Annotated in this window: 19 protein-coding genes; 10 read left to right on the forward strand and 9 right to left on the reverse strand. The window is 59.3% G+C overall.

Annotation, left to right across the window (positions count from 1 at the left end):
- Positions 1–13: 13 nt before the first annotated feature.
- Complete coding sequence (locus tag BMZ66_RS14770; protein WP_092675084.1) at positions 14–1234, reverse strand: acyl-CoA dehydrogenase family protein; 1221 nt, start codon at positions 1232–1234, stop codon at positions 14–16.
- Positions 1235–1419: 185 nt separating this feature from the next.
- Between BMZ66_RS14770 and purH the strand changes: the two genes are divergently transcribed.
- The 6 genes from purH to BMZ66_RS14800 all read left to right on the forward strand — a co-directional run bounded on the left by purH (position 1420) and on the right by BMZ66_RS14800 (position 8700).
- Positions 1420–2955, forward strand: a complete 1536-nt coding sequence (gene purH, locus BMZ66_RS14775) for a bifunctional phosphoribosylaminoimidazolecarboxamide formyltransferase/IMP cyclohydrolase (protein ID WP_092675087.1) — start codon at positions 1420–1422, stop codon at positions 2953–2955.
- Positions 2956–3239: 284 nt separating this feature from the next.
- The gene (locus BMZ66_RS14780; RefSeq protein ID WP_046244199.1) at positions 3240–4265 is read left to right on the forward strand and encodes a rod shape-determining protein; all 1026 of its coding nucleotides are present in this window, start codon (positions 3240–3242) and stop codon (positions 4263–4265) included.
- Between the two features lie 155 nt (positions 4266–4420).
- Entirely contained in the window at positions 4421–5359 is a 939-nt protein-coding gene (gene mreC / locus BMZ66_RS14785; RefSeq protein WP_092675090.1) for a rod shape-determining protein MreC, read from the forward strand.
- Complete coding sequence (locus BMZ66_RS14790) at positions 5356–5883, forward strand: hypothetical protein (RefSeq protein WP_092675094.1); 528 nt, start codon at positions 5356–5358, stop codon at positions 5881–5883. The genes mreC and BMZ66_RS14790 overlap by 4 nt, the downstream gene beginning before the upstream one ends.
- A gap of 150 nt (positions 5884–6033) precedes the next feature.
- Complete coding sequence (gene mrdA, locus BMZ66_RS14795) at positions 6034–7869, forward strand: penicillin-binding protein 2 (protein WP_092675097.1); 1836 nt, start codon at positions 6034–6036, stop codon at positions 7867–7869.
- Positions 7870–7983: 114 nt separating this feature from the next.
- The gene (locus BMZ66_RS14800) at positions 7984–8700 is read left to right on the forward strand and encodes a 3-ketoacyl-ACP reductase (RefSeq protein WP_092675100.1); all 717 of its coding nucleotides are present in this window, start codon (positions 7984–7986) and stop codon (positions 8698–8700) included.
- 318 nt (positions 8701–9018) lie between these two features.
- Here BMZ66_RS14800 and BMZ66_RS14810 read toward each other — a convergent pair whose 3' ends face one another.
- From BMZ66_RS14810 to BMZ66_RS14820, 3 genes are all read right to left on the reverse strand, one after another.
- Positions 9019–9687, reverse strand: coding sequence for a M15 family metallopeptidase (locus BMZ66_RS14810; RefSeq protein WP_092675107.1), 669 nt, complete (start codon positions 9685–9687; stop codon positions 9019–9021).
- A gap of 133 nt (positions 9688–9820) precedes the next feature.
- Positions 9821–11221 (reverse strand): NADH-quinone oxidoreductase subunit N, encoded by a 1401-nt coding sequence (locus tag BMZ66_RS14815; protein WP_092675110.1) that lies wholly within the window; start codon positions 11219–11221, stop codon positions 9821–9823.
- Positions 11222–11392: 171 nt separating this feature from the next.
- Positions 11393–12859 (reverse strand): complex I subunit 4 family protein, encoded by a 1467-nt coding sequence (locus BMZ66_RS14820; protein WP_092675113.1) that lies wholly within the window; start codon positions 12857–12859, stop codon positions 11393–11395.
- Between the two features lie 243 nt (positions 12860–13102).
- On the opposite strand from BMZ66_RS14820, the gene BMZ66_RS14825 reads away from it, so the two are divergent.
- A complete protein-coding gene (locus tag BMZ66_RS14825; protein WP_092675116.1) occupies positions 13103–13999 on the forward strand; it encodes a glutamate--tRNA ligase family protein in 897 nt (298 codons plus the stop codon).
- A 132-nt stretch (positions 14000–14131) separates the two neighbouring features.
- Here BMZ66_RS14825 and nfi read toward each other — a convergent pair whose 3' ends face one another.
- Entirely contained in the window at positions 14132–14821 is a 690-nt protein-coding gene (gene nfi / locus BMZ66_RS14830) for a deoxyribonuclease V (protein WP_092675119.1), read from the reverse strand.
- Between the two features lie 157 nt (positions 14822–14978).
- Here nfi and BMZ66_RS14835 point away from each other — a divergent pair, with 157 nt between their 5' ends.
- Positions 14979–15560: a DUF1990 family protein gene (locus BMZ66_RS14835; protein ID WP_234795109.1), complete on the forward strand. Its 582-nt coding sequence runs from the start codon at positions 14979–14981 to the stop codon at positions 15558–15560.
- Complete coding sequence (locus tag BMZ66_RS14840; RefSeq protein WP_092675125.1) at positions 15553–16251, forward strand: DUF1990 domain-containing protein; 699 nt, start codon at positions 15553–15555, stop codon at positions 16249–16251. Before BMZ66_RS14835 ends, BMZ66_RS14840 begins: the two co-directional genes overlap by 8 nt.
- Before the next feature lie 28 nt (positions 16252–16279).
- Here BMZ66_RS14840 and BMZ66_RS14845 read toward each other — a convergent pair whose 3' ends face one another.
- Positions 16280–16585 carry a DUF3817 domain-containing protein gene (locus BMZ66_RS14845; RefSeq protein ID WP_092675129.1) on the reverse strand — a complete coding sequence of 102 codons (306 nt, stop codon included), beginning with the start codon at positions 16583–16585 and terminating at the stop codon, positions 16280–16282.
- Positions 16586–16753: 168 nt separating this feature from the next.
- On the opposite strand from BMZ66_RS14845, the gene BMZ66_RS14850 reads away from it, so the two are divergent.
- The gene (locus BMZ66_RS14850) at positions 16754–17800 is read left to right on the forward strand and encodes an NAD(P)-dependent alcohol dehydrogenase (protein ID WP_092675132.1); all 1047 of its coding nucleotides are present in this window, start codon (positions 16754–16756) and stop codon (positions 17798–17800) included.
- Between the two features lie 98 nt (positions 17801–17898).
- Here BMZ66_RS14850 and BMZ66_RS14855 read toward each other — a convergent pair whose 3' ends face one another.
- From BMZ66_RS14855 to BMZ66_RS14865, 3 genes are all read right to left on the reverse strand, one after another.
- The gene (locus BMZ66_RS14855; RefSeq protein ID WP_177204741.1) at positions 17899–19884 is read right to left on the reverse strand and encodes a T9SS type A sorting domain-containing protein; all 1986 of its coding nucleotides are present in this window, start codon (positions 19882–19884) and stop codon (positions 17899–17901) included.
- Positions 19885–20370: 486 nt separating this feature from the next.
- Positions 20371–21393, reverse strand: coding sequence for a T9SS type A sorting domain-containing protein (locus tag BMZ66_RS14860; RefSeq protein WP_092675138.1), 1023 nt, complete (start codon positions 21391–21393; stop codon positions 20371–20373).
- A 395-nt stretch (positions 21394–21788) separates the two neighbouring features.
- On the reverse strand, positions 21789–22607 hold the full coding sequence (locus BMZ66_RS14865) for a 3'-5' exonuclease (protein WP_214607006.1): 819 nt from the start codon (positions 22605–22607) through the stop codon (positions 21789–21791).
- Between the last annotated feature and the right edge of the window lie 51 nt (positions 22608–22658).

Genomic DNA, 22658 nt, shown 5'->3' on the forward strand with positions numbered 1-22658 from the left:
TAATGTTCTGAAGTTAGCTAACGAAACTCTTGCCTTCCAGCACGAAGCGGCCCACGTCGGCCAGCGAGCCATCGGGCGCGGGCTGGCGCAGGTAATGCGTCAGGTCGCGGTGCAGGCGCTCGAAGGGAAGGGGCTGCAGCAGGCCGCGGGCCCCTACGCTGCGCTCAGCCAGCTGCAACATCGTGAGGCAGATGGTCTCGATGGCGGTGCGGGTCATGTTGGCGTAGGCTACCGTGGCTTCGGCTGCTTCAGGCGTCGTGGCGTCGGGGCGGGCGGCGTGCTCGGCGGCCCCGCGCAGCCACTGCTGGCCACTTTCCAGGGCAATGGCCATTTCGCCCAGGCGCTGGCGCTGGTAGGGGTCGTCGGTGCGGCCCAGGACCCGCAAGAAAGCGTGCGTCTCTTCAAACACGGCGGCGGCTCCGCCCAGCTGCACGGCCGCAAACCGAATAGCGCCGCCGCTAAAGCCCGGCTGACGGTAATAAGAGTTAGGAGCACCAATTAAGTCTTCGGAACCAATTTCCAGGTCCGTTAAATCGGCTCGAAAGCTGGCGGTGGCCCGCATGCCCAGGGGCCGCCAGAAAGAGCGGTCCAGCTCGGGAGGCTGCTGGTCGGTGGGCAAAACGAACAATTGCCAACCTTGCCCGTCAGGCAAGGCGCCACTGATGAGCGGCCGCTGCAAATGGCCCGCCCCCGAGGCAAAAGTTTTGGCGCCCCGCAGCCGGTAGCGGCCATTGGCCAAGGCTTCCAATCGCACGCCTTCAGCAGGGTCTTCGGTGTTCCACACGCCAAATAGCAGCCCAGCCCGCGCATCGGCAGCGTAGCGCTTCACCTGAGCCGGGGTGCCCAGCTGCTGTATTAGCAACAGGGCATTCAGATGGCCCTCGTAAATGCGCCCCACGGCCAAATTCCCCTGCCCAATGTGCTGCAACACCCGCAATAGCGCCAAGGTAGCGGCGGGGTCCTGAAGTCCGGCTCCGCCCATAGCCGCGGGCAAGGTTGCCGTGAGCAAACCAGCTTTCCGCATCCAGTCGAATTCCTTGCTGGGAAAAGCCCCCACTACATCAGTTTCGGCAGCTTGCGCAAACAGGCGCGGCGCCATTTTAGCCGCCGCCGATTCTGCCTGCCCCGGGGTGCTCAGAACAGCAGAGGCGGCCGGAGTGCCGGTTGGCACAACGGCCTCAGCAGTGGCTGGCCAAAGCTCGACACTGAGCTGAGATTCGAAAGCAGTAGACATGGACTTAAGAAACGTGGCGGGGAGGAATAAGCTATACCGTAAGAGGGGGGCTATTGTTCAGTTTGGGCAATAGTTGTGCATAGCGCATGGCTGGTAACAATTCGGTAATGCGGGTGCTAGGCCCTCGCCGCATCGGGGCCGTACCTTCGCGGCGGCAATTGTGCCCTGCTTATTCGCCCCTTTTTATGTCGTCCCGCCCCATTCGCGCCGCGCTGCTTTCCGTGTACCACAAAGACCGATTAGCCCCCCTTGTGCAGCTGCTGCGGCAGCATGGCGTAACGCTGTACTCCACCGGAGGCACCCAGAAATTCCTGGAAGAGGAAGGTGCCGAGGTAACCGCCGTGGAAGACCTGACCGGCTTCCCCGAAGTGTTCGGTGGCCGCGTAAAAACGCTGCACCCCAAAGTGTTTGGTGGCATCCTGCACCGCCGCCACGACGATGCTGACCTCGCCCAGGCCGAGCAGCACGGCATTCCCCCCATCGACCTGGTCGTCGTCGACCTCTACCCATTCGAAGAAACCGTAGCCAGTGGCGCCGACGAAGCCGACGTCATCGAGAAAATTGACATCGGTGGGATTTCCCTGCTGCGTGCCGCTGCCAAGAACTACCGCGACGTGCTCGTGGTCAGCAGCCGCGACCAGTATGCGGCCGTGACCGAGCTGCTCACCGCCAAACACGGCACCACCGACCTCGAAGACCGCCGCCACTACGCGGCCGCGGCCTTTGCTACCACCTCGCACTACGACACCGAAATCTTTGGCTACCTCAGCAAGGGCACGGCCGTGGCCGGCACTACGCTGCGCCTCAGCGCCCAGCAGGCCACGCCCCTGCGCTATGGCGAAAACCCCCACCAGGCTGGCACCTTCTACGGCGACCTCTCGGCCCTGTTCGACCAGCTCCACGGCAAGCAGCTCAGCTACAACAACCTGGTAGATGTGGACGCCGCCGTAGCCCTCATGGCCGAGTTTGCCGAAGGCCAGCCCGCCTGCGCCATCCTCAAGCACACCAACGCCTGCGGCGTGGCCCAAGCTGCCACGTTGCGCGACGCTTATCTGAACGCGCTGAGCTGTGACCCGACCTCGGCTTTTGGCGGGGTTATTATCGTAAATAAAGAAGTGGACGCGGCCACCGCCGCCGAGCTCAACCAACTGTTTTTTGAAGTCCTGATTGCGCCCAGCTTCGCCGCCGATGCCCTGCCGGTGCTGCAAAGCAAGAAAAACCGCATTTTGCTGCTGCAAAAGCCGGTGCAGTTCCCCGCCAAGCAGGTCAAGACCTTGCTCAACGGCATCATCGAGCAGGATGCCGACCGCCAGAGCGAGGGCCCGGACGATTTCCGCACCGTGACCCAGTCGGCTCCGACCGACGAGGAAACCGCGGCCCTGGAATTTGCTGGCAAAATCTGCAAGCACACCAAGAGCAACACCATCGTGCTGGCCCGCGCCGGCCAACTGCTGGCCTCCGGCGTGGGCCAGACCTCGCGCGTCGACGCCTTGCGCCAAGCCATTGAGAAGGCCCGCAACTTCGGCTTCGACCTGCACGGCGCCGTAATGGCCTCCGACGCCTTCTTCCCCTTCCCCGACTGCGTGGAGATTGCCGGCGCCGCCGGTATCCGCGCCGTGGTGCAGCCCGGCGGCTCTATTAAAGATGCCGATAGCATCCGGACCTGCGACGAGCTGGGCATGGCCATGGTTCTCACCGGCGTGCGCCACTTTAAGCACTAAGCCGGCCGCGGCGGGGCAGGGAGCGAGGTAATCAGTGCCACTTCTTAACGCCCAAGCTGCTAGGCGAAAAAGCCCTGACTCCCGTCGAGTCGGGGCTTTTTTTATACTAAAACGAGGTGGGTTCCGTTCCCCGCTCTTGCAGCCAGGGAGCCAGGGAAGGTTGCGTGCTTCAATCTGCCGGCCGGCCCGGAAGTTATAATTAACCTCCGCCGAAACCTTCCGTACCTTTGCCCATTAATTCACTTAGGCCCCGGTCTAAGTTCCGCCTTATTGCAGCTAACTCAATGGGTTTCTTTAACTTCCTTACTAGCGATATAGCCATTGACTTGGGTACCGCTAATACGCTCATCATTCACAACGACAAAATCGTGGTGGATGAGCCGAGCATCATCGCCAAAGACCGAACCACCAATAAAGTCATCGCCGTGGGCCGCCAAGCCCAGCAGATGCACGAGAAAACCCACGACAACATCCGCACCATCCGCCCGCTGAAGGACGGGGTAATTGCCGATTTCCACGCCGCCGAGGAAATGATTAAGGGCATGATTAAGATGATTGACACGCGCACGCGGCTGTTTCAGCCCTCGCACCGCATGGTCATCTGCATTCCCTCGGGCATCACCGAAGTAGAAAAGCGCGCTGTACGTGACTCCGCCGAGCACGCCGGCGCCAAAGAAGTCTGGATGATTCAGGAGCCCATGGCCGCGGCCATTGGCATCGGCATCGACGTGGAGCAGCCCGTGGGCTCGATGATTATCGACATCGGAGGAGGCACCACCGAAATTGCCGTTATCGCCCTCTCGGGCATCGTGTGCGACCAGTCCATCAAAACCGCCGGCGACGTTTTCAACCAGGACATCCTCGACTACATGCGCCGCCAGCACAACCTGCTCATCGGCGAGCGTTCGGCCGAGCGCATCAAAATTGAAGTGGGCGCCGCCCTTACCGAACTCGACGTGCCGCCGCCCGACCACGAAGTGCGCGGCCGCGACCTGATGACGGGCATCCCAAAGGTTATCAAAGTCACGTTCTCGGAAATTGCCATTGCCCTCGATAAATCGGTGGCTAAAATCGAAGAAGCTGTACTGAAAGCCCTCGAAATTTCGCCGCCCGAGCTGTCGGCCGATATTTATGAAAACGGCATTCACCTCACCGGCGGCGGCGCGCTGCTGCGTGGGCTGGACAAACGCTTGGCCGCCAAAACCAAGCTGCCGATTCACATTGCTGAAGACCCGTTGCGCGCCGTAGTGCGCGGCACCGGCAAGGCCATTAAAGATATTCAGGCATTTAAAGGCGTATTGCTGACCTAATTAACACCCATCGGCTGTCATGCTGAGCGCAGCCGAAGCATCTCTACCACGCAACCAAATCCTCCGATTGGATTAGTGTTGCAGTAGAGATGCTTCGGCTGCGCTCAGCATGACGGTCCGTTAACAGACATAATCAAACAAACAAGTTAGCCTCCGTGCGGAATTTATTTCAGTTTCTATTTCGCTTTCGCGGGGCGCTGGTGTTTGGCTTGTTGGAGGTAGTCAGCCTGTATTTATTTGTCACCAATAACTCGTACCAGCGGGCGGCGTTTTTCAATTCGGCTAATAAATACGCCGGCATAGTTCTGGACCGGCGCACCCAGATAGCCGACTATTTTAAACTGGCCGAAATGAATCAGCAGCTGGCCGTTGAAAACGCAGCCCTGCGCCAGCAGCTGTTTCCGGAAGACAGCAGCCGCCGCGAGGCCGATTCGGTGGCGCTGCCCCCAGCCCGCACCGACTCGCTGCGGCGAGTTCGCTATCAGCGGCCCGCTGCCAAACCGGACACCTTATTGCTCGGTTTGCAACCCTTGGCCGCCCGAGACCGGAGTTATCCACTTATTCCGGCCCGAGTTATCAACAATATGCTCCGAAATGTGGATAACTATCTTACATTGAACGTGGGCAGCGCCCAGGGCGTGAACCCGGGCATGGGCGTGGTGGCCGCCAACGGCGTGGTAGGGCGAGTGAAAGTTGTGAGCGAGCACTACGCTACGGTTACCAGCCTGCTGCATTCCAAAACCAGCGTGGCCTCCAAAATCAAGCGCGACGGTACATTTGGCACCATCCGCTGGCTGGGCGACGACCCCACCCACGTAGCCCTCGACAACGTGCTTCGGGAAACGGAATTGGTGAAGGGCGACACCATTGTGACGTCGGGCTACAATGCGGTGTTTCCGGAGGGCGTTTTCATTGGTACCATCGACTCCTTCGTGAAGGAGCCCGACAAGAACTTCTGGACTATTCGGGTGCGGCTGGCCGTCAATTTTGCCAACCTGACTTACGTGTACGTCGTCACCAGTCGGCCCAAAATAGAGCGCGACACGATAGAAGCGCGCACGGGCATTAAGCCGGAAGGAGGGCCCCGCCCATGAGTGGCCTACGCTTTATTCTGGTGCAGGCCCTGCGCTTTATCATTTACGGGGGCGTGCACGTGCTGCTGATTAGCCGGCTGGTGCTGTTCGACCTGGGGTGGTGTTTCTTTTACCTGGGCTTTCTGCTGTTCCTGCCCATTGCTACGCCTATTGTGGTGCAGCTGCTGGTTTCCTTTTGCATGGGGCTGGCCATGGACATCTTCTACGATACCGGCGGGCTGCATGCGGCGGCGGCCGTGCTGCTGGGCTTTGCGCGGCCCTGGGTGCTGCGCCTGCTCACTCCGCGCGACGGCTACGACAGCGCCGATACGGTGAATGTGCACCAAATGGGCTGGCAGTGGTTCAGCGTGTACCTCACCCTGTTAGTCACGCTGCACCACGCGGCGTTCTTTCTACTGGAGCTGGGAAGCTTCCGGAATATCGGCATTACCATGGGGAAAATCCTGGTAAGCGCACTCTTTACCAGCCTTGCGCTGTTGATAGTGCAGCTGTTATTCTTCCCGGTGCGCCGGGGGCGCCAGTAATTCTTCTGTCATCCTGAGCTTGCGAAGGACCTTATTACCACAGCACGAAAAGCGCAACGGTGATAAGGTCCTTCGCAGGCGGACGCCAGACGAGGATGACAGACGAATTACAATCAAGCTAAAAAATTAATAATCAGATTATAATAACAAATGCAATACCTGGAAGGCCGTAAGTACGTTGTGCAAGGCATCTTTTTGGTGGTTGCTCTTATTTTTCTTACCCGCCTGTTTTTCATGCAGGTGCTGGATGGCACTTATAAGCTGGCGGCCGACAAGAACACGCTGCAGCGCATCGTCCAGACGCCCTACCGCGGGCTTATTTACGACCGAAAAGACCAGCTTCTGGTGCAGAACACGCCGGTGTACGACTTGATGGTGGTACCCCGCGAGGTAAAAGACCTCGACTCGGCCCGGTTCTGTGAGCTGCTGCAGATTCCCATCGAAGAGCTCCGCACAGGCTTGTTGGCGGCTAAGAAATACTCGCGCAATAAAGCATCTCCGCTGGTTCAGAACCTGACCACGCCCGACCTGGCCATTATATCGGACCAGCTGGCCGACTTTCCGGGCTTCCGGGTGCAGGCGCGTATGGCGCGGGCCTACCGCACGCCCAACCTGGCGCACGCCCTGGGCTACGTGGGCGCTATTACGCCGGCCTTCCTGGAGAAGCCGAAATACGCCAAGTACCGTCCCGGCGAAAACGTGGGCATTTCGGGCCTGGAGGCCTATTATGAGGAAACCCTGATGGGCCGGCGCGGCGTGCAGTACAAAATGGTGAACGTGCGCGGCATTGAGAAAGGCAAGTTTCGGGATGGGGAGTTTGATACGTTGTCGGTGGCCGGGCAGGACTTGCACCTGAGCATCGATGCTGAGCTGCAGGCCTACGGCGAAAAGCTGCTGGCAGGCCGGCGGGGCTCCATTGTGGCCATCGACCCCAAGACCGGCGAGATTTTGGCTTTTGTGTCGGTGCCAAACTATGACCCGCAGCTGCTCACGGGCAAGGGCTCGGGCAACCGCTACATGGCCCTACTGAACAACAAAGAGCGGCCCCTTTTCAACCGCCCGCTGATGGCCACCTACCCGCCGGGCTCGGTATTTAAGCTCGTGAATGAGCTGGTGGCTCTGCAGCTGGGCGTGGTGAAGCCGTACACGGCCTTCGAGTGCAACCAGAAGCTGGTGCGCTGCACCCACCGGCACGAGCCGCCCAACAACGTGAGCGTGGCCATTAAGCAAAGCTGCAACCCTTATTTCTACCAGGTAATGCGGGCCGCAGTGGTGCGCGGGCAGTCGCGCAACCGCTTCGAAGATGCCCGCCTGGGCTTGGGGCAATGGCAGAAGATGGTGAAATCCTTCGGCCTCGGCGAGAAACTGGGCGTTGATATGGCTCAGGAAAAGCGCGGGCTTATTCCCTCGCCCGACTACTACGACAAGCGCCTGGGACACCACCGTTGGAACTACAAAACCGTGTACTCGCTCAGCATAGGTCAGGGCGAGATTGGTATTACGGGCTTGCAAATGGCCAACGTGCTGGCCACCATCGCCAACCGGGGCTGGTACTACACGCCGCATTTTGTGCGTAGCATCGGCAATGGTGGGCCATTGCCGCAGTTTCGCGAGCGCCATTACACGGCCATCGACACCACGCTGTTTAAGTACATCATTCCCGGCATGATGCAGGTGGTGGATGGCAACGGCGGCACCGGCAATCTGGCTTCGTTGTCGCAGTTTGGCATATCAGTGGCGGGCAAAACCGGCACCGTGCAAAACCCTCACGGCTACGACCATGCCACCTTCGCGGCCTTTGCCCCCGCCAACGACCCCAAGATTGCCATTGCTGTCTTCATCGAAAACAGCGGTTTTGGTGGCACCAGCGCTGCTCCGGCTGCTGGCCTCCTCATTGAGAAGTATCTGCGCGGCAAGGTGGCGCCCCACCGCAAAACCTGGGAAGACTGGGTGATGTACGGCAACTTCACCAAGAAGCTGCACTAGCCGGGAAGGCGGCGCACCAGCAGAAACGTGAGCGAGCGGGCAACGTAAGAGAACCAACCTTTAGGCATGGGGCATGTTCTATGCCATCTCATTTATTTTCTCCCGACCCTCCGTATGGAATCTCTCCAAGGTAAAATCGCCCTCGTGACCGGGGCTGGCAAAGGCATTGGCCGCGCCGTGGCCCTCGCTCTGGCGCAGGAAGGCGTGCACGTGGGCCTACTGGCCCGCACCGCCAGCGACCTCGAATCCCTCGCTACTGAAATCGCTACACACGGTGTAAAAACTGCTTCGGCCGTGGCGGATATCGCCGACCGCAGCGCCGTTGAGGCCGCCATTGCCCAGATTCAGCAGGAGCTGGGCGACATCGACATTCTCATCAACAACGCCGGCATAGGCACCTTCGCCAAGTTCCTGGAAATGGAGCCTGAGCAGTGGGAGCACATCATCCAGGTGAATTTGCTGGGCACGTACTACGTCACCCGCGCCGTGCTGCCAGGCATGATATCCCGGCAGACGGGGGATATTATCAATATCTCATCTACGTCGGGGCAGCGGGCGGCCGCCGGCACCAGCGCCTACAGCGCGTCAAAGTTTGCCGTGCTCGGCCTCAGCGAAGCCCTTATGCAAGAGGTGCGCAAGCACAACATTCGCGTTTCGGCCCTCACGCCCAGCACCGTGGCCACGCCGTTGGCGCTGGATAACAAGCTGACTGACGGCAACCCCGAGAAGGTGATGCAGCCAGAGGACTTGGCAGAGTTCATGATAGCGCAGCTGAAACTGAACCGCCGCATCTTCATCAAAGAAGCCGGCATGTGGTCGACTAATCCGTAAGTTGCCTACTGATTTCACTTTGTGAAAGTGCCCTGGCTACGCAAGTGACCGGGGTACTTTTGCTTTCAGGTTATTGCTAAGTGAAGATAGCTAACGGTCATGCTGAGCATACCGAAGCATCTCGCTCGACTCGTTTGCCTAGCACCTGTCATGCTGAGCTTGCGAAGCATCTTCTCACCTCAGAACAACTCGTTGTGGCGTGATAAGATGCTTCGCAAGCTCAGCATGACAGGCGATTGGGTTGCTATCCCACGCGAGATGCTGCGCTGCGCTCTGCATGACGTTTTGCAACAAGCGACTAGGAAGCTGAAGTAGCTGCTATAGCTTGTCAAAAGGAACATCCTGAATGCGGTAGGATTTCCAATCGTTGTAATCGAAGTGCCACCATTCGGCGGCCAGCACCTTGAAGCCGTGCTTTTCCATCTTGCTGCGCAGCAAATCCCGCATTGCGCGCTGCTCGGGCGTGCCGCCCGTGTAGGCCACGTACGAGCGGGGGCTCATCTCGTCGTACTCGCCCGGCATGGCCACTTCCTTGCCGGAGCTCAGCTCGCATAGGCTCAAATCGACGGCACAGCCACGGTTGTGGCGGGAGCCAGTTTTGGGATTGGCCACGAACTTCTTGTTGGCTCTTGGGGTGCTGTCCCACATTTGTTTGGTGATGCGCCAGGGGCGGTATCCGTCAAAAACCAAAAGCTTGTATCCTAGCGGTTTTAGCTCCTGGTTCACTTTGGCCAAGGCTTCGGCCGCGGGGCGCTGCAAGAAGGCGCGGGCCTCAGGATAGAGAGGCCGATGCATGAAGTTACTGCTAGTTGCGTACCGAATATCTAGCTGAATGGTCGGGTCGAGGCGTTGTAGTTCCACCAAATTCGAAGCCTTGAAATCACCGGATTCGTGCGGCGGCTTGGCAGTGGCACAGCTAATTAATACCACAGCACAAATAGCCCATAGCTTTCGAAAAGCAGGACGTTTCTGGTCGAATTGGCTCATTAAACGAAGGCAAAAGTTTCTTCAATATAAACGCCAAATTTCAAGCCTTGCTTCCGGCCCTGGCGTCAGCAGCGATGCCGGGCAACAAAAAAGCCTCCATTGCGGAGGCCTTTTTGTTATTCAGAAGTGGATGCTACAAGATGCCACTCAGGAAACCTGGAGCAATGCCCAACGCTATGGTGAGCAGCACAAGCAGGGCCAGCGTGGCGGTTTGGATACCATCGACCGGCACGGCCGTAGCGCCCTCGGGCACCGGCTGTAAGTACATGGCAATGATGGGGCGCAGGTAATAATACAGGCCTACCATGCTCATCACCACGGCAAACACCACGAGGCCAATGTAGCCTTGGTCGGCCGCCGCTGCCAGCAGGAAAAACTTGCCAAAGAAACCGCCCGTGAGCGGGATACCGGCCAGCGATAGCATAGCTACCGTCATGGTGAAGGCCAGCAGGGGGTTGGTTTTGCCCAAGCCGTTGAGGCCAGCGTAGTCTTCGCGCTGGCGGTGGTCGGCCACCAGCTTCAGCACGCCAAAGGCGGCTATGGTGGCAATGGAATAGGCCAAAGAATAGAAGAAGATGCCGCTGGCGGCGTCGCCAGTTAGGTTGCCGCGGCTAGCCACGAGGCCGATGAGCAGGTAGCCGGCGTGGCTTACGCTGGAGTAGGCCAGCATGCGCTTTGTGCTGGTTTGGGCGGCGGCGCCTACGTTGCCGAGCAGCAGCGTGAGGGCGCACATGGCCTGAATGGTGGGCATCCAGAAGCCTTGGGCAGCGGGCAGGGCCACGGCCAAGAGCTTGAGGAAGGCGGCGAAACCGGCCGTTTTCACCACGGTGCTCATGAAGGCCGTGAAGAAAGTGGGCGTGCCTTCGTACACGTCAGGCGTCCAGAAATGGAAGGGCGCGGCGGACACTTTAAAACCAATGCCGATAATCATCATCAGGATGCCGATGTAGAGCATGGGCTGCAGGCTGGCATTTTCGGGTGCCGCAATGGCGGAAGCAAGCTGCGAGAGCACGAAGGTACCCGTGGCCCCGTAGAGCAGGGCAATGCCAAACAGCAGGATGCCCGTGGCAAAGGCGCCCATCAGGAAGTACTTGAGGGCCGCTTCGTTAGACCGCGAATCGCGCTTGTTAGAGCCCGCCAGCACGTACATGCAAATGCTCAGGATTTCGATGCCCACAAAGAGCATGATGAGGTGGTCGTAGCCAACCATCATCACGGCGCCTACCAGCGAGAACAGCAGCAGGGCGTAGTATTCGGCCAGATTGCTTTCGCCTGCCACCACGTAGCTGCGCGAGAAGGGCAGCAGCACGATGGTGGTGAGCAGCACGATGCCCGTGAAGGCTACCGTGTAGTTGTCGACCACCAGCATGTTGTTGAAGTACGGGGCGTGAACCACGTTCCAGTCGGTCAGGTTGACCCCAAACACGGCCAGCAGCAACAGCATAGCGCCGGGCAGCAGCACCTTGTTTGAGCGCAGGAAGCCCAGAAACAGGTTGAGGATGCCGAAGACGGAGAGGAGAATGATGGAAATCATGGGCTTACGTAAGGCAGAACGACATTAAGGTTTGTCATCCTGAGCTTGCGAAGGACCTTGTCAGGGTCGCTTCGTTGGGTTATTACTCAAATTTGCGCTAGCGTGATAAGGTCCTTCATTCCGCTGCGCTGCATTCAGGATGACAGGTGGAGCCTGCCGTCCAACTAAAGACTATCGCCCTACCAGCCCCAGAATGTTGATAACAGCCGGCTCGGAAAGGTGCAGGAAAGAACCCGGGAACAGGCCCAGCCAGAACACCAGTGCGATGAGCGGCACCAGTATCAGCAGCTCGCCGCCCGTCAGGTCGGTGATGGTTTCGGAGAAAGCAGAGTCGGGGCCGAGCATCACGCGCTGGAACATACGCAGCAGGTACACGGCCGAGAAAATGATGGTGAGGCCGGCAATGGCGCCCGCCCAGGCATTGTACTGATACACGCCGGCCAGGAGCAGGAATTCACCCACAAAGCCACCCGTGAGCGGTAGGGCCACGGTGCTGAGCAGCATTACCAAAAAGCAGACCGTCAGTACGGGCGTGCGGCGGGTGAGGCCGCCCAGGTCGGGGATGTAGCGGGTGCCGGTGCGGCGCTCAATGGCGTCGGCCACGAAGAACATGCCCACCACATTCAAGCCGTGGGCGAGCATCTGGATAACAACGCCTTGCAGGCCAATCTGGGTGAGCGAGAACACGCCCGCTGCCATCAGGCCCACGTGCGACAGCGACGAATAGGCAATGAGCCGCTTCATGTCGCGCTGGCGAATGGCGATGATGGCGCCGTAGATGATGCCGATGATGGACAGGATGATAACCAGCTTGCCCCACTGGCTCACGCCCAGCGGCACGATGGGCAGCAGCCAGCGCATGGTGCCGTAGATGCCCATTTTCAGCATGATGCCCGAGAGCAGCATGGTGGCCGGCGCCGGCGACTCGGTGTAGGTGTCGGGCTGCCAGGTGTGGAAGGGGAAAATGGGCATCTTCACGGCGAAGGCCGCGAAAATCAGCCAGAACAGCCACGACTGCTCGGCGGCGCTCAGCTTGAGGCTATAGAAGGCCGACAGCTCCGAAGAGTGGGAGGCCAGGCTGCCGGCCGCGGGGCCGGTTTGCAGGTAGAGGTACACGAAGCCGGCCAGCATAAACAGCGAGCCCACCACTGTGTAGAGGAAAAACTTGAGCGTGACCGCCACGCGGCGCTCGCCGCCCCAGGCGCCCGCCAGGAAATAAATCGGGATGAGGGCTACTTCCCAGAAGAAGTAGAACAGGAAGGCATCCAGCGACATAAACACGCCCAGCAGGCCCGTCTGCATGAACAGCACCAGGGCGTAGAAGGTAGAGGGGTTGTCGTAGTTGTGCTTGAAGGCGGCCAGCAGAATGAGCGGCACCAGGAAGGTGGTGAGCAGCACTAGTAGCAGGCTCAGCCCGTCAATTCCGATGTGGAAGTTGATGCCGGCCGAAGGTATCCAGGCGTAATTGAGGTTGAACCCGGCCGTGCCGCTGGTTTTGAAGGCGAAAGCGGCATACACCGCAAGACCAAATTCGAGGAGTGTAGCACCCAGGGCCAGGGCACGGGCGGCGGCTCCCTTGATAAAAAGCAGCAGCAAAGCGGCAGCCAGAGGGAGGAAAAGCAGTACAGCAGTCAGCATGAACGAGCGAGTTGGACGCGTTGCGGGCCAGGAGAACCGACCCGCAAATTGACCGCAAACTTACGCACTGAGTGGTAAGGCTCCGCAGTATAGTTGCAAGTTCTGCTGTCGGGCCACTTTCTGGCTCGAATGTAAGCCAGTAGCTACCCTGCCGTGCGACCTTTGCTACTCCTGCTATGCGCGCTGCTTAAAACGCGCTACAGAACCCGCCATCAAGCTCCCGCTCGGCCCCGACTCTTGCCCATGCTGCCACCTATACTTCCCGTCGTTTCGCGCCTTGCGCCCACGCCCAGCGGCTACCTGCACCTGGGCAATGCCGTGAACTTCGTGCTGACCTGGCTGCTCACCCGCCAGGCCGGCGGCACCCTGCACCTGCGCATCGACGACCTGGACCGGGCCCGCCTGCGCCCCGCCTACCTCGATAATATTTTCCGGGTCATCGACTGGCTGGGCATTGATTATGACCACGGCCCTACCGGCCCCGACGACTTCCTGCGTCACCATTCGCAGTTGCTGCATCTGCCCGAATACAATGCCGTGCTACGGCGCCTGGCCCTTTCGGGAACTAGCCAGCGGCCGGAACTGGTGCAGGCCAGCACCCGCTCGCGCACTACCGGCGCCGATGCACCCGCAACTCTTGAAACACCCGGCGCGGCCTGGCGCATCCACGTGCCCGCGGGCACTACGGTGTCCGTACCCGATGCCTGGCAGGGCCCAACCACTGTGCCGCTCGGCGCGCTGATGCCCGACTTTGTTGTCCGCAAAAAAGACGGTGTGGCTGCTTACCAGGTAGCGTCGGTGGTAGATGACCTGCGGCTCGGAACCACGCTCATTGTGCGGGGGCTGGACTTGCTGCCCAGCACGGCCGCGCAGCTTTGGTTGGCCGGGCAGTTATCGGAAACCGCCGCTTTCAATACGTCGCGCGTTCAGTTTTTACATCACCCCTTGCTGACGAATGCGGATGGACAGAAGTTGTCCAAGTCGCAGCAGCTGCCTTTAGATGCGGGGGTGTTAAGCGGAAGCATTGGACCTCAGGTTGTTTATGAGGCAATAGCCAGTCTTTGGGGGGTGCCGGCTGGGAATGGGGGTTCGTTGGAAGAGTTGAAGGGTCTGTTATCTACAAATCGCCCGTCATGCTGAGCCTGCGAAGCATCTTATCGCCGCCGAACGACTCGTTATGACGTGATAAGATGCTTCGCAGGCTCAGCATGACAGACGCGGCTCAACAGAACAGATATGGCTCAGCATGTCAGGAGGGGCAATGAGTTTTGATTACCGCACCTCTTTCTTGAACTGCTCGGCCCAATGGTCGGCTAGGCGCGTGGGTTCTGGTAGCTTGTAGCCGCGTAGGCAGGCTAGCGTGAGGCGGGTGGCAGTGGCTTGGTCGCAGCGGTGGCCGGGGCTCACGAACAGCGGCAGCACTTTGTCTTTGCTGCGAATGACTTCACCAATTAGCTCGCCGGTTTTGGCATCGGTGAGGGGCGAAATGTTGCCGCGCTCAATGCCGGGCTCGGCAAACGTGCCGGTTAGCTTCTGCTTGGCTACGCCGAAGGTGGGCATGTCGAGCAGCACGCCGAGGTGCGCGGCAATGCCCATGCGGCGCGGGTGCGCAATGCCGTGGCCGTCGACCATGATGATGTCGGGCTTGTTTTCAAGTTTAGCGAAGGTGTGAATGACATTGGGCGCTTCGCGGAAGGAGAGGAAGCCGGGCACGTAGGGCATGTCGACCACCCCGTAGTTGTACACCTTCTCAACTACTTCCAGCGAAGGAAATTTCAAGACCACGAATACCGACAGGATGGTATCGGGTGTGGGAAACGAAGAATCGCAGCCCGCAATGAGGCGCGGCTCCTGCGCCAGTGGCTCGGCCCGGACGCGCAGCCGCATTTCCTGCTGCTGCTGCGTGAGCGACTGTACCAGAACTGGGTCGGGTGGAGGGCCGGGTGGGCGGTAGTAGGCCATTGAGAGAGGTATGAAGGGTGAATTAATATGGAACGCGGAGAGGTGATGGCAGGCGGAGCGAGTAGCCAATACCACCCAGCCAAAGCGAATGGCGTATACGTGAAAGTGGTGCTTGCTTCTAATTCATCACGCATAATTCACTTTCTTACCCCTGACCGTGGCCAATCCCAACCATTCTGAGCAGCCGGCTGCCACCGGCTCGGGCCCGTGGCTTGAGCGCCGCTACTTCATCGACGTGGCCCGGCCGCGCCTCACGCCCACGCAGCTCATGGCCGCAGTGCAGGCCGATGTGCCGCATTTCGCGCCCGAGCTGCTGGCCGATTTCACGAAAAAAGAAGGGTCAGAAACGGGCTTGCGCGTGGGCGAAGAGTTTGAAATTTCCATCCTCGGCCCCTGGAATGGCTGCGTGCGCGTGACCGACGTCGGGGATACGCTCTTCGAGTTCATCACCCTGGAAGGCCACCCCGAAGCTGGCCGCATTCGCTTCGAAGCCCACTACCTGGACGAGTCGCCCGATACGCTGCGGTTTGAAATCCGCTCGCGTGCCCGCTCCCGCGATGGGCTTGTGGCGTTTGCCTACAGTACCCTTGGTGTAGGCAAGCGGGTGCAGGAAGCCACCTGGGTAGAGTTTTGCCGGCGCGTAGCGGCCGCCAGTGGCGGCCAGGCCCTCTCCGACGTCACAGTAGAAACCCTCACCCAAACCGAAGCCGGCTCCCATGACCTCGAACGCAATGCGTAGCCCTGCCGGGCCCGACCCAGCGGCCACCGCCCGCCCACCGCTTTGGGAACAGCACCGCGCCCGCCTCGACTCCTACGCCAACACCGAGGTCAACTACGACTTCACGCGCCAAAACGAGTACACCACCGCCACCGGTTGGCGCATCGACGACTACGAAACCGACCTGCCTGCCGAGGCGCCTGGGCCACCCGCCACGGCGGGCTCGTTTGCGGCGGCTCAGGATGTGCTGCAGCGCTACGCCTTCCCGCCGCCCGACCTCATCACTGGTATTTTCTCGCCCGATGGTCCGCTCGAAAACCGCATCATGGTGCTGCGAGCGCAGTTTCTGTTCTTTAAATTTTACTTCGGCGTGCGCGTGAGCGGCGTGACCGACGAGGCCGCCCGCGACACCCCCCACGGCCCCGAGCGGGTGTGGGGCTACGGCTACCGTACCCTGGAAGGCCACTTCGAGCGCGGCCAAATTGACTTCACCATTCACAAAAACCTCCAGACTGGCGCGGTGCAGTTTCGCATCCATGCCGTGTCGCAGTCCGGCCAAATTCGCAACCCATTTTACTGGGTTGGCTTCAAGCTGTTTGGGCGTATGCTCCAGCGCAAGTTCGCCCGCGAATCGTTGAAGCGCATGCGGGAAATGGTGGCGGCTGCCCTGGCCCAAGGAGCCGCCGCGCCGTCGGTTTCAGCCATAGCCTGAATGGCAACGCCCCGATGCAGGTGCTTTCCTAATTAAAAAGGCGCCGGTCGGCCCAAAAGGTGCCGAAGGGAAGCACCGACGCCAGCAGCGCCAGCGCAATCTTCCCAAACGACCACGAGCGCGCAATTCCTACCTGAATGACCAGCAGCACGTACAGCACAAACAACAGGCCGTGGGCCATGCCCACGTAGCGCACCGCCGTGGGCTGGCCCGCCAGGTACTTCAGTGGCATGGCAATGCCCAGCAAGACCAGCAGCGATACGCCTTCCAGAAAAGCAATCAGCCGCAAGCGGCCCAACGACGTAAGCAATAATTGACCGGGGGTAGTGGACATGGCGCAGGATGGAGGTGAAGGCACAAAGCTACCCCGCGCTTGCCGGGGCTGCCTTCTAAACCTTTACCAAAGCGTTTGGTTAGCCCGTGCCTACGCCTCCGGGTACAAGCCTCCAAAAAGCGGCTATATCAACTCATAACTCATAATTCAACACTCATAACTTCCCCAATGCTTCCTACCAAGGCTTATGCAGCTCCTGCTGCCAGTGTTCCGCTTGCTCCGTTTGATTTCGAGCGCCGCGAAGTCGGCCCGCACGATGTGCTCATCGACATTCAATTTTGTGGCGTGTGCCACTCCGACCTGCACCAGGTGCGCGACGAGTGGGGCGGCTCCGTGTTTCCCATGGTGCCCGGCCACGAAATCGTGGGCCGCATCAGCAAAGTGGGCGACCACGTGAAAAACTTTAAAGTGGGCGACCTGGCTGGCGTGGGCTGCATGGTCGACTCCTGCCGCACCTGCCCCAGCTGCCAGGAAGGCCTGGAGCAGTACTGCGAAGTGGGCATGGTGGGCACCTACGGCGGCCGCGAAAAAGGCACCGGCAAGCCCACCTATGGCGGCTATTCCAAGCAGATTGTGGTCGACGAGCAGTACACCCTCAAGGTATCCGACAAGCTCGACCCGGCCCGCGTGGCCCCGCTGCTCTGCGCCGGCATCACTACCTACTCGCCCCTACGGCAGTGGAAAGTGGGCGAAGGCCACCGCGTGGGCGTGATGGGCCTCGGCGGCCTCGGCCACATGGCCGTGAAGCTGGCCGCCGCCATGGGCGCCGAAGTCACGGTGCTCAGCACCTCGCCCAACAAAGAAGCCGACGCCAAGGAGCTGGGCGCCCACAAGTTTGTGGTGACCAAGGAGAAAGACCAGCTAAAAAGCGTGTCGAACTACTTCGACTTCATCATCAACACCGTATCGGCCCCGCTTGACTTGAGCCAGTACGTGAACCTGTTGCGCCGCGACGGCACCATGATTCTGTTGGGTGTGCCACCCGAAGCGCCCGAGCTGCACGCCTTTGCCCTCATCGGCAAGCGCCGCCGCATCGCCGGCTCCCTCATCGGCGGCATCGCCGAAACCCAGGAAATGCTGGACTTCTGCGCCGAGCACAACATCATGTCCGACATCGAAATGATTGACATCAAGGACATCAACGAAGCCTACGAGCGCATGCTGAAAGGCGACGTGAAGTACCGCTTCGTTATCGACTTGGCTACGCTTAACTAAGCCCCGCGCCAGCGGCTGCTCAAGGCCCTAAAATGCAAACGGCCGGCTTTCCCACGTGGGAAAGCCGGCCGTTTTAGTAAGCCGCAGATTCTGAGGGTTTATTCCTTCACCAGTTTCAGGCGTTGCACTTGGCCGTTGCTGTAGCGCACCTGCACCACGTAGAGGCCGCGGGAAAGGGACTGCAAATCGGGGAGACTCATGCTGGTCGTGGCGTCGGGGCCCAGCATTGGTTGCCAGGTGCGCACCTGGCGGCCGGTGCCGTCGAGCACGCTCACGGTGGCCGGCCCGGCAACCGGAGCTTGCAGCGTCAGGTTGATTTCAGACGTGAACGGGTTGGGAAAGCCCTGCACCGCAGTGGCCGCAACTGCGCCAAAAGTGACAGTGCGCGGGCCAAAGAAACTCTCCTTGCCGTCGAGGTCGAGCTGGCGCAGGCGGTAGTAGCGCGTTCCGGCGTTGGCGCCCGCCGCGTCGCGGTACTGGTAGTTGCGCGCAGTGCTGCTGTTCGCCATTTCGGCGGCCACAAAGCCCAGCGCACGGAAGACCACTCCATCGTTGGAAGCCTGCACTTCAAACCCTTTGTTGTTGATTTCCTGGGCCGTGGTCCAGTTTAGCACCGCATCGGTGCCGCTGGCTACTGCCGTGAAGCTGGTGAGGCCTACCGGCAGCGGAGCCAGCTGGTCGCCGAGGGTGAAGAGCGCTGCTAGTGTACCGTTGATGCCGGTGCGGGTCAGCACATTGTTATTTACGTCGAGCGTAGTTCGCTGCAGGTTGGTGAAGGGAACACCACCCGTAATAGAGCTAAACAGCACAAGGTTGTTCTCGGGAATGCCGTTCACTTCTGCATCCAAGTAGCGGAAGCTGAGGTCGAAGGTATGGTCATCGGGGTACTCACTCGCAAAGCTGAAACCGCGCTTGACGCTTTGGCTCGGTGGCACTCCGTTGAATATGAGGCCTGTGGTGCGCGTGGCCAGCGTAATGCCCGGCGATACCGGGTCAGTGGTAGTGATGCTTACTCCTATGTTCCCAAAGTCGTTGGGCACGCCAGAACTCAAAAACCGTCGGGCCCGCAAAAAGCCTAATACATAACTGGTTTCCGTTTCTCCCACAACTTGCGCGTTGGTGGCTAGGTCAATATTATATAGAATCGAATTGTCGGTACGGGTCGACACGATGCCGCCCGCGCCCGCGAATGTGAGAGAGTTGAAAATTTCCATTCGGCCGGTCAGGATTTTGGTGCCTCCGCCTTGCACCACAAACTCGCGGAAAATGCTGCCGTCGAAGGTCTGCGTTTCCCCCGCTAAGACGAATACCCCACCAGTTTGCCCAAACCCGTTGTTAGGGTCTCTGAAGTCACCGTACACCTCGAGCCTTCCCCCGGCCAGGAAATTGCGGGCGCCCTGGCCACCATCATGACCCAAAATGGTCAAGGTGCGCACTTTTGCCACGCCGCCCTTAATGGTAGGGTAGTTAGGTAGCGTTCCTTGTGTAGCTGGTATAAAAGCAATGGTCGCGTCAGTGTTTTCGTCAGGAAATCTCCCTGGGCTCCAGTTGCGCGTGTCAAACCAATCGTCGCTTTGGGCACCCGTCCACTGCACGGGCACAATGCCCGCCACGGTAAAAGTCGTGGTGTAGTTGTTGCCCGAGTTGTTGTCGAAGATGAAGGCTGAGCCCCCGCCGCCTCTCCTGAAGGTGTAAAGGCCCTGAAAAAAGACCTCCAACACGTAGGTGCCAGGGCCGCTGGTGGCCGCTAGCAGGTTGGGGTTGGTGGAGGTGTTCAGCCACTGTTTGTTGCGGGCGTTGGTGTTTCCTACAAGGCTCAGGGGCAATGAAGTAAACGTGGCAGGAGGAGTGCCGCCTTGGGGGTACACCCGGTAGAATAGCTGTACCGACTCGACTTCGTCGTTACCGGTTTCGTTCGTATTTGCTTCGGCACCCAAACGCAAAGAGCCACTTACACGGTCGAAGGTGCCAACATTGCCAATGCCTGTAAAGGGCTGCCCGCCACCCGCGCTGTTGTTGGTGTAGTAGCGGACGCCATTGAGGATGACGAAATCCCTCGTGAACTCTGTGGCGGCGGCTGGCATAGCCAGCGAGGTAAGCAGTAACAGGGCAAGTCCCATCAGCAACTGATGCCTGGGAAAGGAGAATGCTCTGTTTGAATAAGAGTGGATGTTATTCCGGACGTTGTTTATAAGTTTTTCCATGGCTTCTCATAGCTAAATTGGATTAGTCAGTAGAGGTAAATCTCCTGAATTGTGTACGAGAGAGCCGAGGGAAAAGTGCCGCTTATTGACTATTAATTATTGGTTTAATGCATTGAAAATTATCTATATATGAGAAGAAACAGCCCGTGTGATTTCTGTCAGCAGCTTCCTCCTGCCGAGCCATTTGCTTGGCTGTAGAGCTTGACTTGGTTAGTGCATTAAGCACCACGTAGCGGCTGGCGGCAAAGGGCACAAAAAAGCCCTCCCCCAGGGAAGAGCTTGGCCGCAGCGGTACTAAATAATTTGCCCCGAGCTGCGGCCCATTGCAGTGGGCCGTAACTCGGGGCAGCTAGTTAAACACGTTAATTAGTGGGAAACAATAAATCGTTTTTGGATAGGGGTAAGGGTAATGTTACTGGTTAGGGTCAGGATGTAGCTGCCGGGGGCAATGCCGGCGGGTAGGGGTAGAAGCGTGAGGTAGCGGGCATCGGGAGGCGTAAGGGCCTGGGCCACGAGCACCCGGCCCACGGTATCGGTGATGCGCAGGCGAATTTCTTCGCCCTCGTAAGACTGGGCCAACAACTGGATGGGCTGTCCTGCACTGGGGTTGGGGTACACGTCGAGGGCGCGGGCCAGGCGGGGAGCGGGTTCCAGAGCCACTACTGGGCTATACTTCACGGTGCCGTCGCGGTCTACCTGCCGCAGGCGGTAGTAGGTGCGTTGCACCAGCCGCTTTGGGTCGGGCCACTGGTAAGCGCGGGCCTGGGTGCTGAAGCCCGCCGCCAGCACGGGCCCAACCTCCGAATAGGTCACCCCGTCGGACGAGCGCTCTACTCCGAAGTAATTCGAGTTACGCTCGGTGGCTGTGTTCCAGCGCAGCGTGGCCAGGCTGCGCTCGTCTACCGAACCACTGAAATGGGCCAGCTCTACGGGCAGGGGAGCCATTGGGGCGTTGCGGGTAGCTACCGAAACGCTGGTGCCGCGGGTGTGATAAGCAATGCTGGTGCCGTCTGAGTTGTATTCGGCGTTGGTGATGTAGTAATAAGTGCCGGGCCGCAGGCCCGTGACCTTGGCCGAGTGGCCCGTGCCGCTGTACACCACGTGCCCCGACCCCAGCGTGCTGCCCTGGCCAAACTGTGCACTGCCGGTGTAAAACTGGTCATTGGCCGCTACCAGTGGCACTGGCATGCCGCCGGGCGTAGCCGCCATGGCTACTACCCGGCCCTGCCCGGTGCCACTGGTACCAAACTCCAACTCGATGGTGGTGGCTGTGACGTCAACAATGCTGACCTCGCCGCCCCGATTGGGCGCCACCACCTGAGCCTGAGCCCTGCCAAAGGATAACCCCGCTGCCAGCCACAACAGGGTGGATATAATATGCAACCGCATAAGAATAGGATAGTAAAAGTTAAGCTATAATTAATAAAGGGTAAAGGGTGATGGGCTTTTATAACTATTATAATGATGGCGAAAGAAATGTAAATTTTGTTTAAACTGGATAGCTTCTCTCTTTCGGTATGACAAATATAGGACTGAAATTTAATTAACAAGCCGTAAAAGCTTAAAAAGTGGTTTTAAGCTAAAAATTAATTGAAATTAAAGAAGGGCGTTGTTTTTGGAGTTTTTGCATAATATAGAATATTTGCAATTTATATTGTTAGCAATAAATGGTATTATATAAGACTGCGGTTTGGTTGTGAATAGAATTTGAACAGCGCTTAAACCAAAAAAGGGCAGCCGAGTGGCTGCCCTTAAGTGGGATGAAAAACAATGCAAGCGGTGCGCTAAGCCATCACGCGCATGGTGGGCACGACGGGCCAGGGCGTATGGGTGACTTGCACCTCGGGCCACAGGGCCTTCTGGCCGGTGTAGTGCAGGAAGACGCGGGCCGTGGTGATGACGTCCTTCTCGCAATAGGTGACGATGCGCTTAAGGTTTTTCTCGGTCCAGTAGGTGTGGCCCACCTGCGAGCCGTCGATGTCGTCTTTGGGGCTGGGGATGCCGAACACGCCGGCCAGCAGGGGCAGGGAAATGTGGCCTTTGTTGTCGCCGAATTTCCAAAGGTCCATGGTGTCGAGCAGGTGGGGCAGGTCCCAGGGCTTGTGGCCGGCAATGTCGAGCATGGGCGGGATGGCCTGCCCGCAGATGAGCATGCGGCGGCCCAGGTAGCCGTAGTCGAATTCGCGGCCGTTGTGGGCGCAGAGGTAGTAGCCTTCTTTGGTGGCCGAGGTCAGCTTGGGGCGGTACTCGGGGCTGGCCGGCGGGTAGCGCTCCAAAAACCGGCCGAAGCCGCCCAGCACCTCGCACTCGTCGTCGTCGGCAAAGGACTTGACCCGAAACTCCAGCGAGTCGTCGTTGAAATACCGGAAGTAGCCCACCGAAATGCACACAATTTTGCCGAACTCGGCGTAGAGGCCGGCTTTTTCATACAGCTCGGGGGGGGTTTTGCCGTCGGCTACCTCCTTGGCGTGGCGCTTGGTGCTGAACTTCTCCCAGAGCGACTGGTGGGCGGCGGGCAGTTCTTCGTGGCAGCTATGGCACGGCACGGTCTCGATATCAACGAAAAAGACTTTGGTGAGGTCAACGTGGCGGAGAATGTGCATGGCAGCGGCGGGCTATAGTCGAGTATGAAGGTAGGGCCCGGGCGGGCAACC

Source organism: Hymenobacter arizonensis (genome assembly GCF_900115775.1).
Classification (GTDB): Bacteria; Bacteroidota; Bacteroidia; order Cytophagales; family Hymenobacteraceae; genus Hymenobacter; species Hymenobacter arizonensis.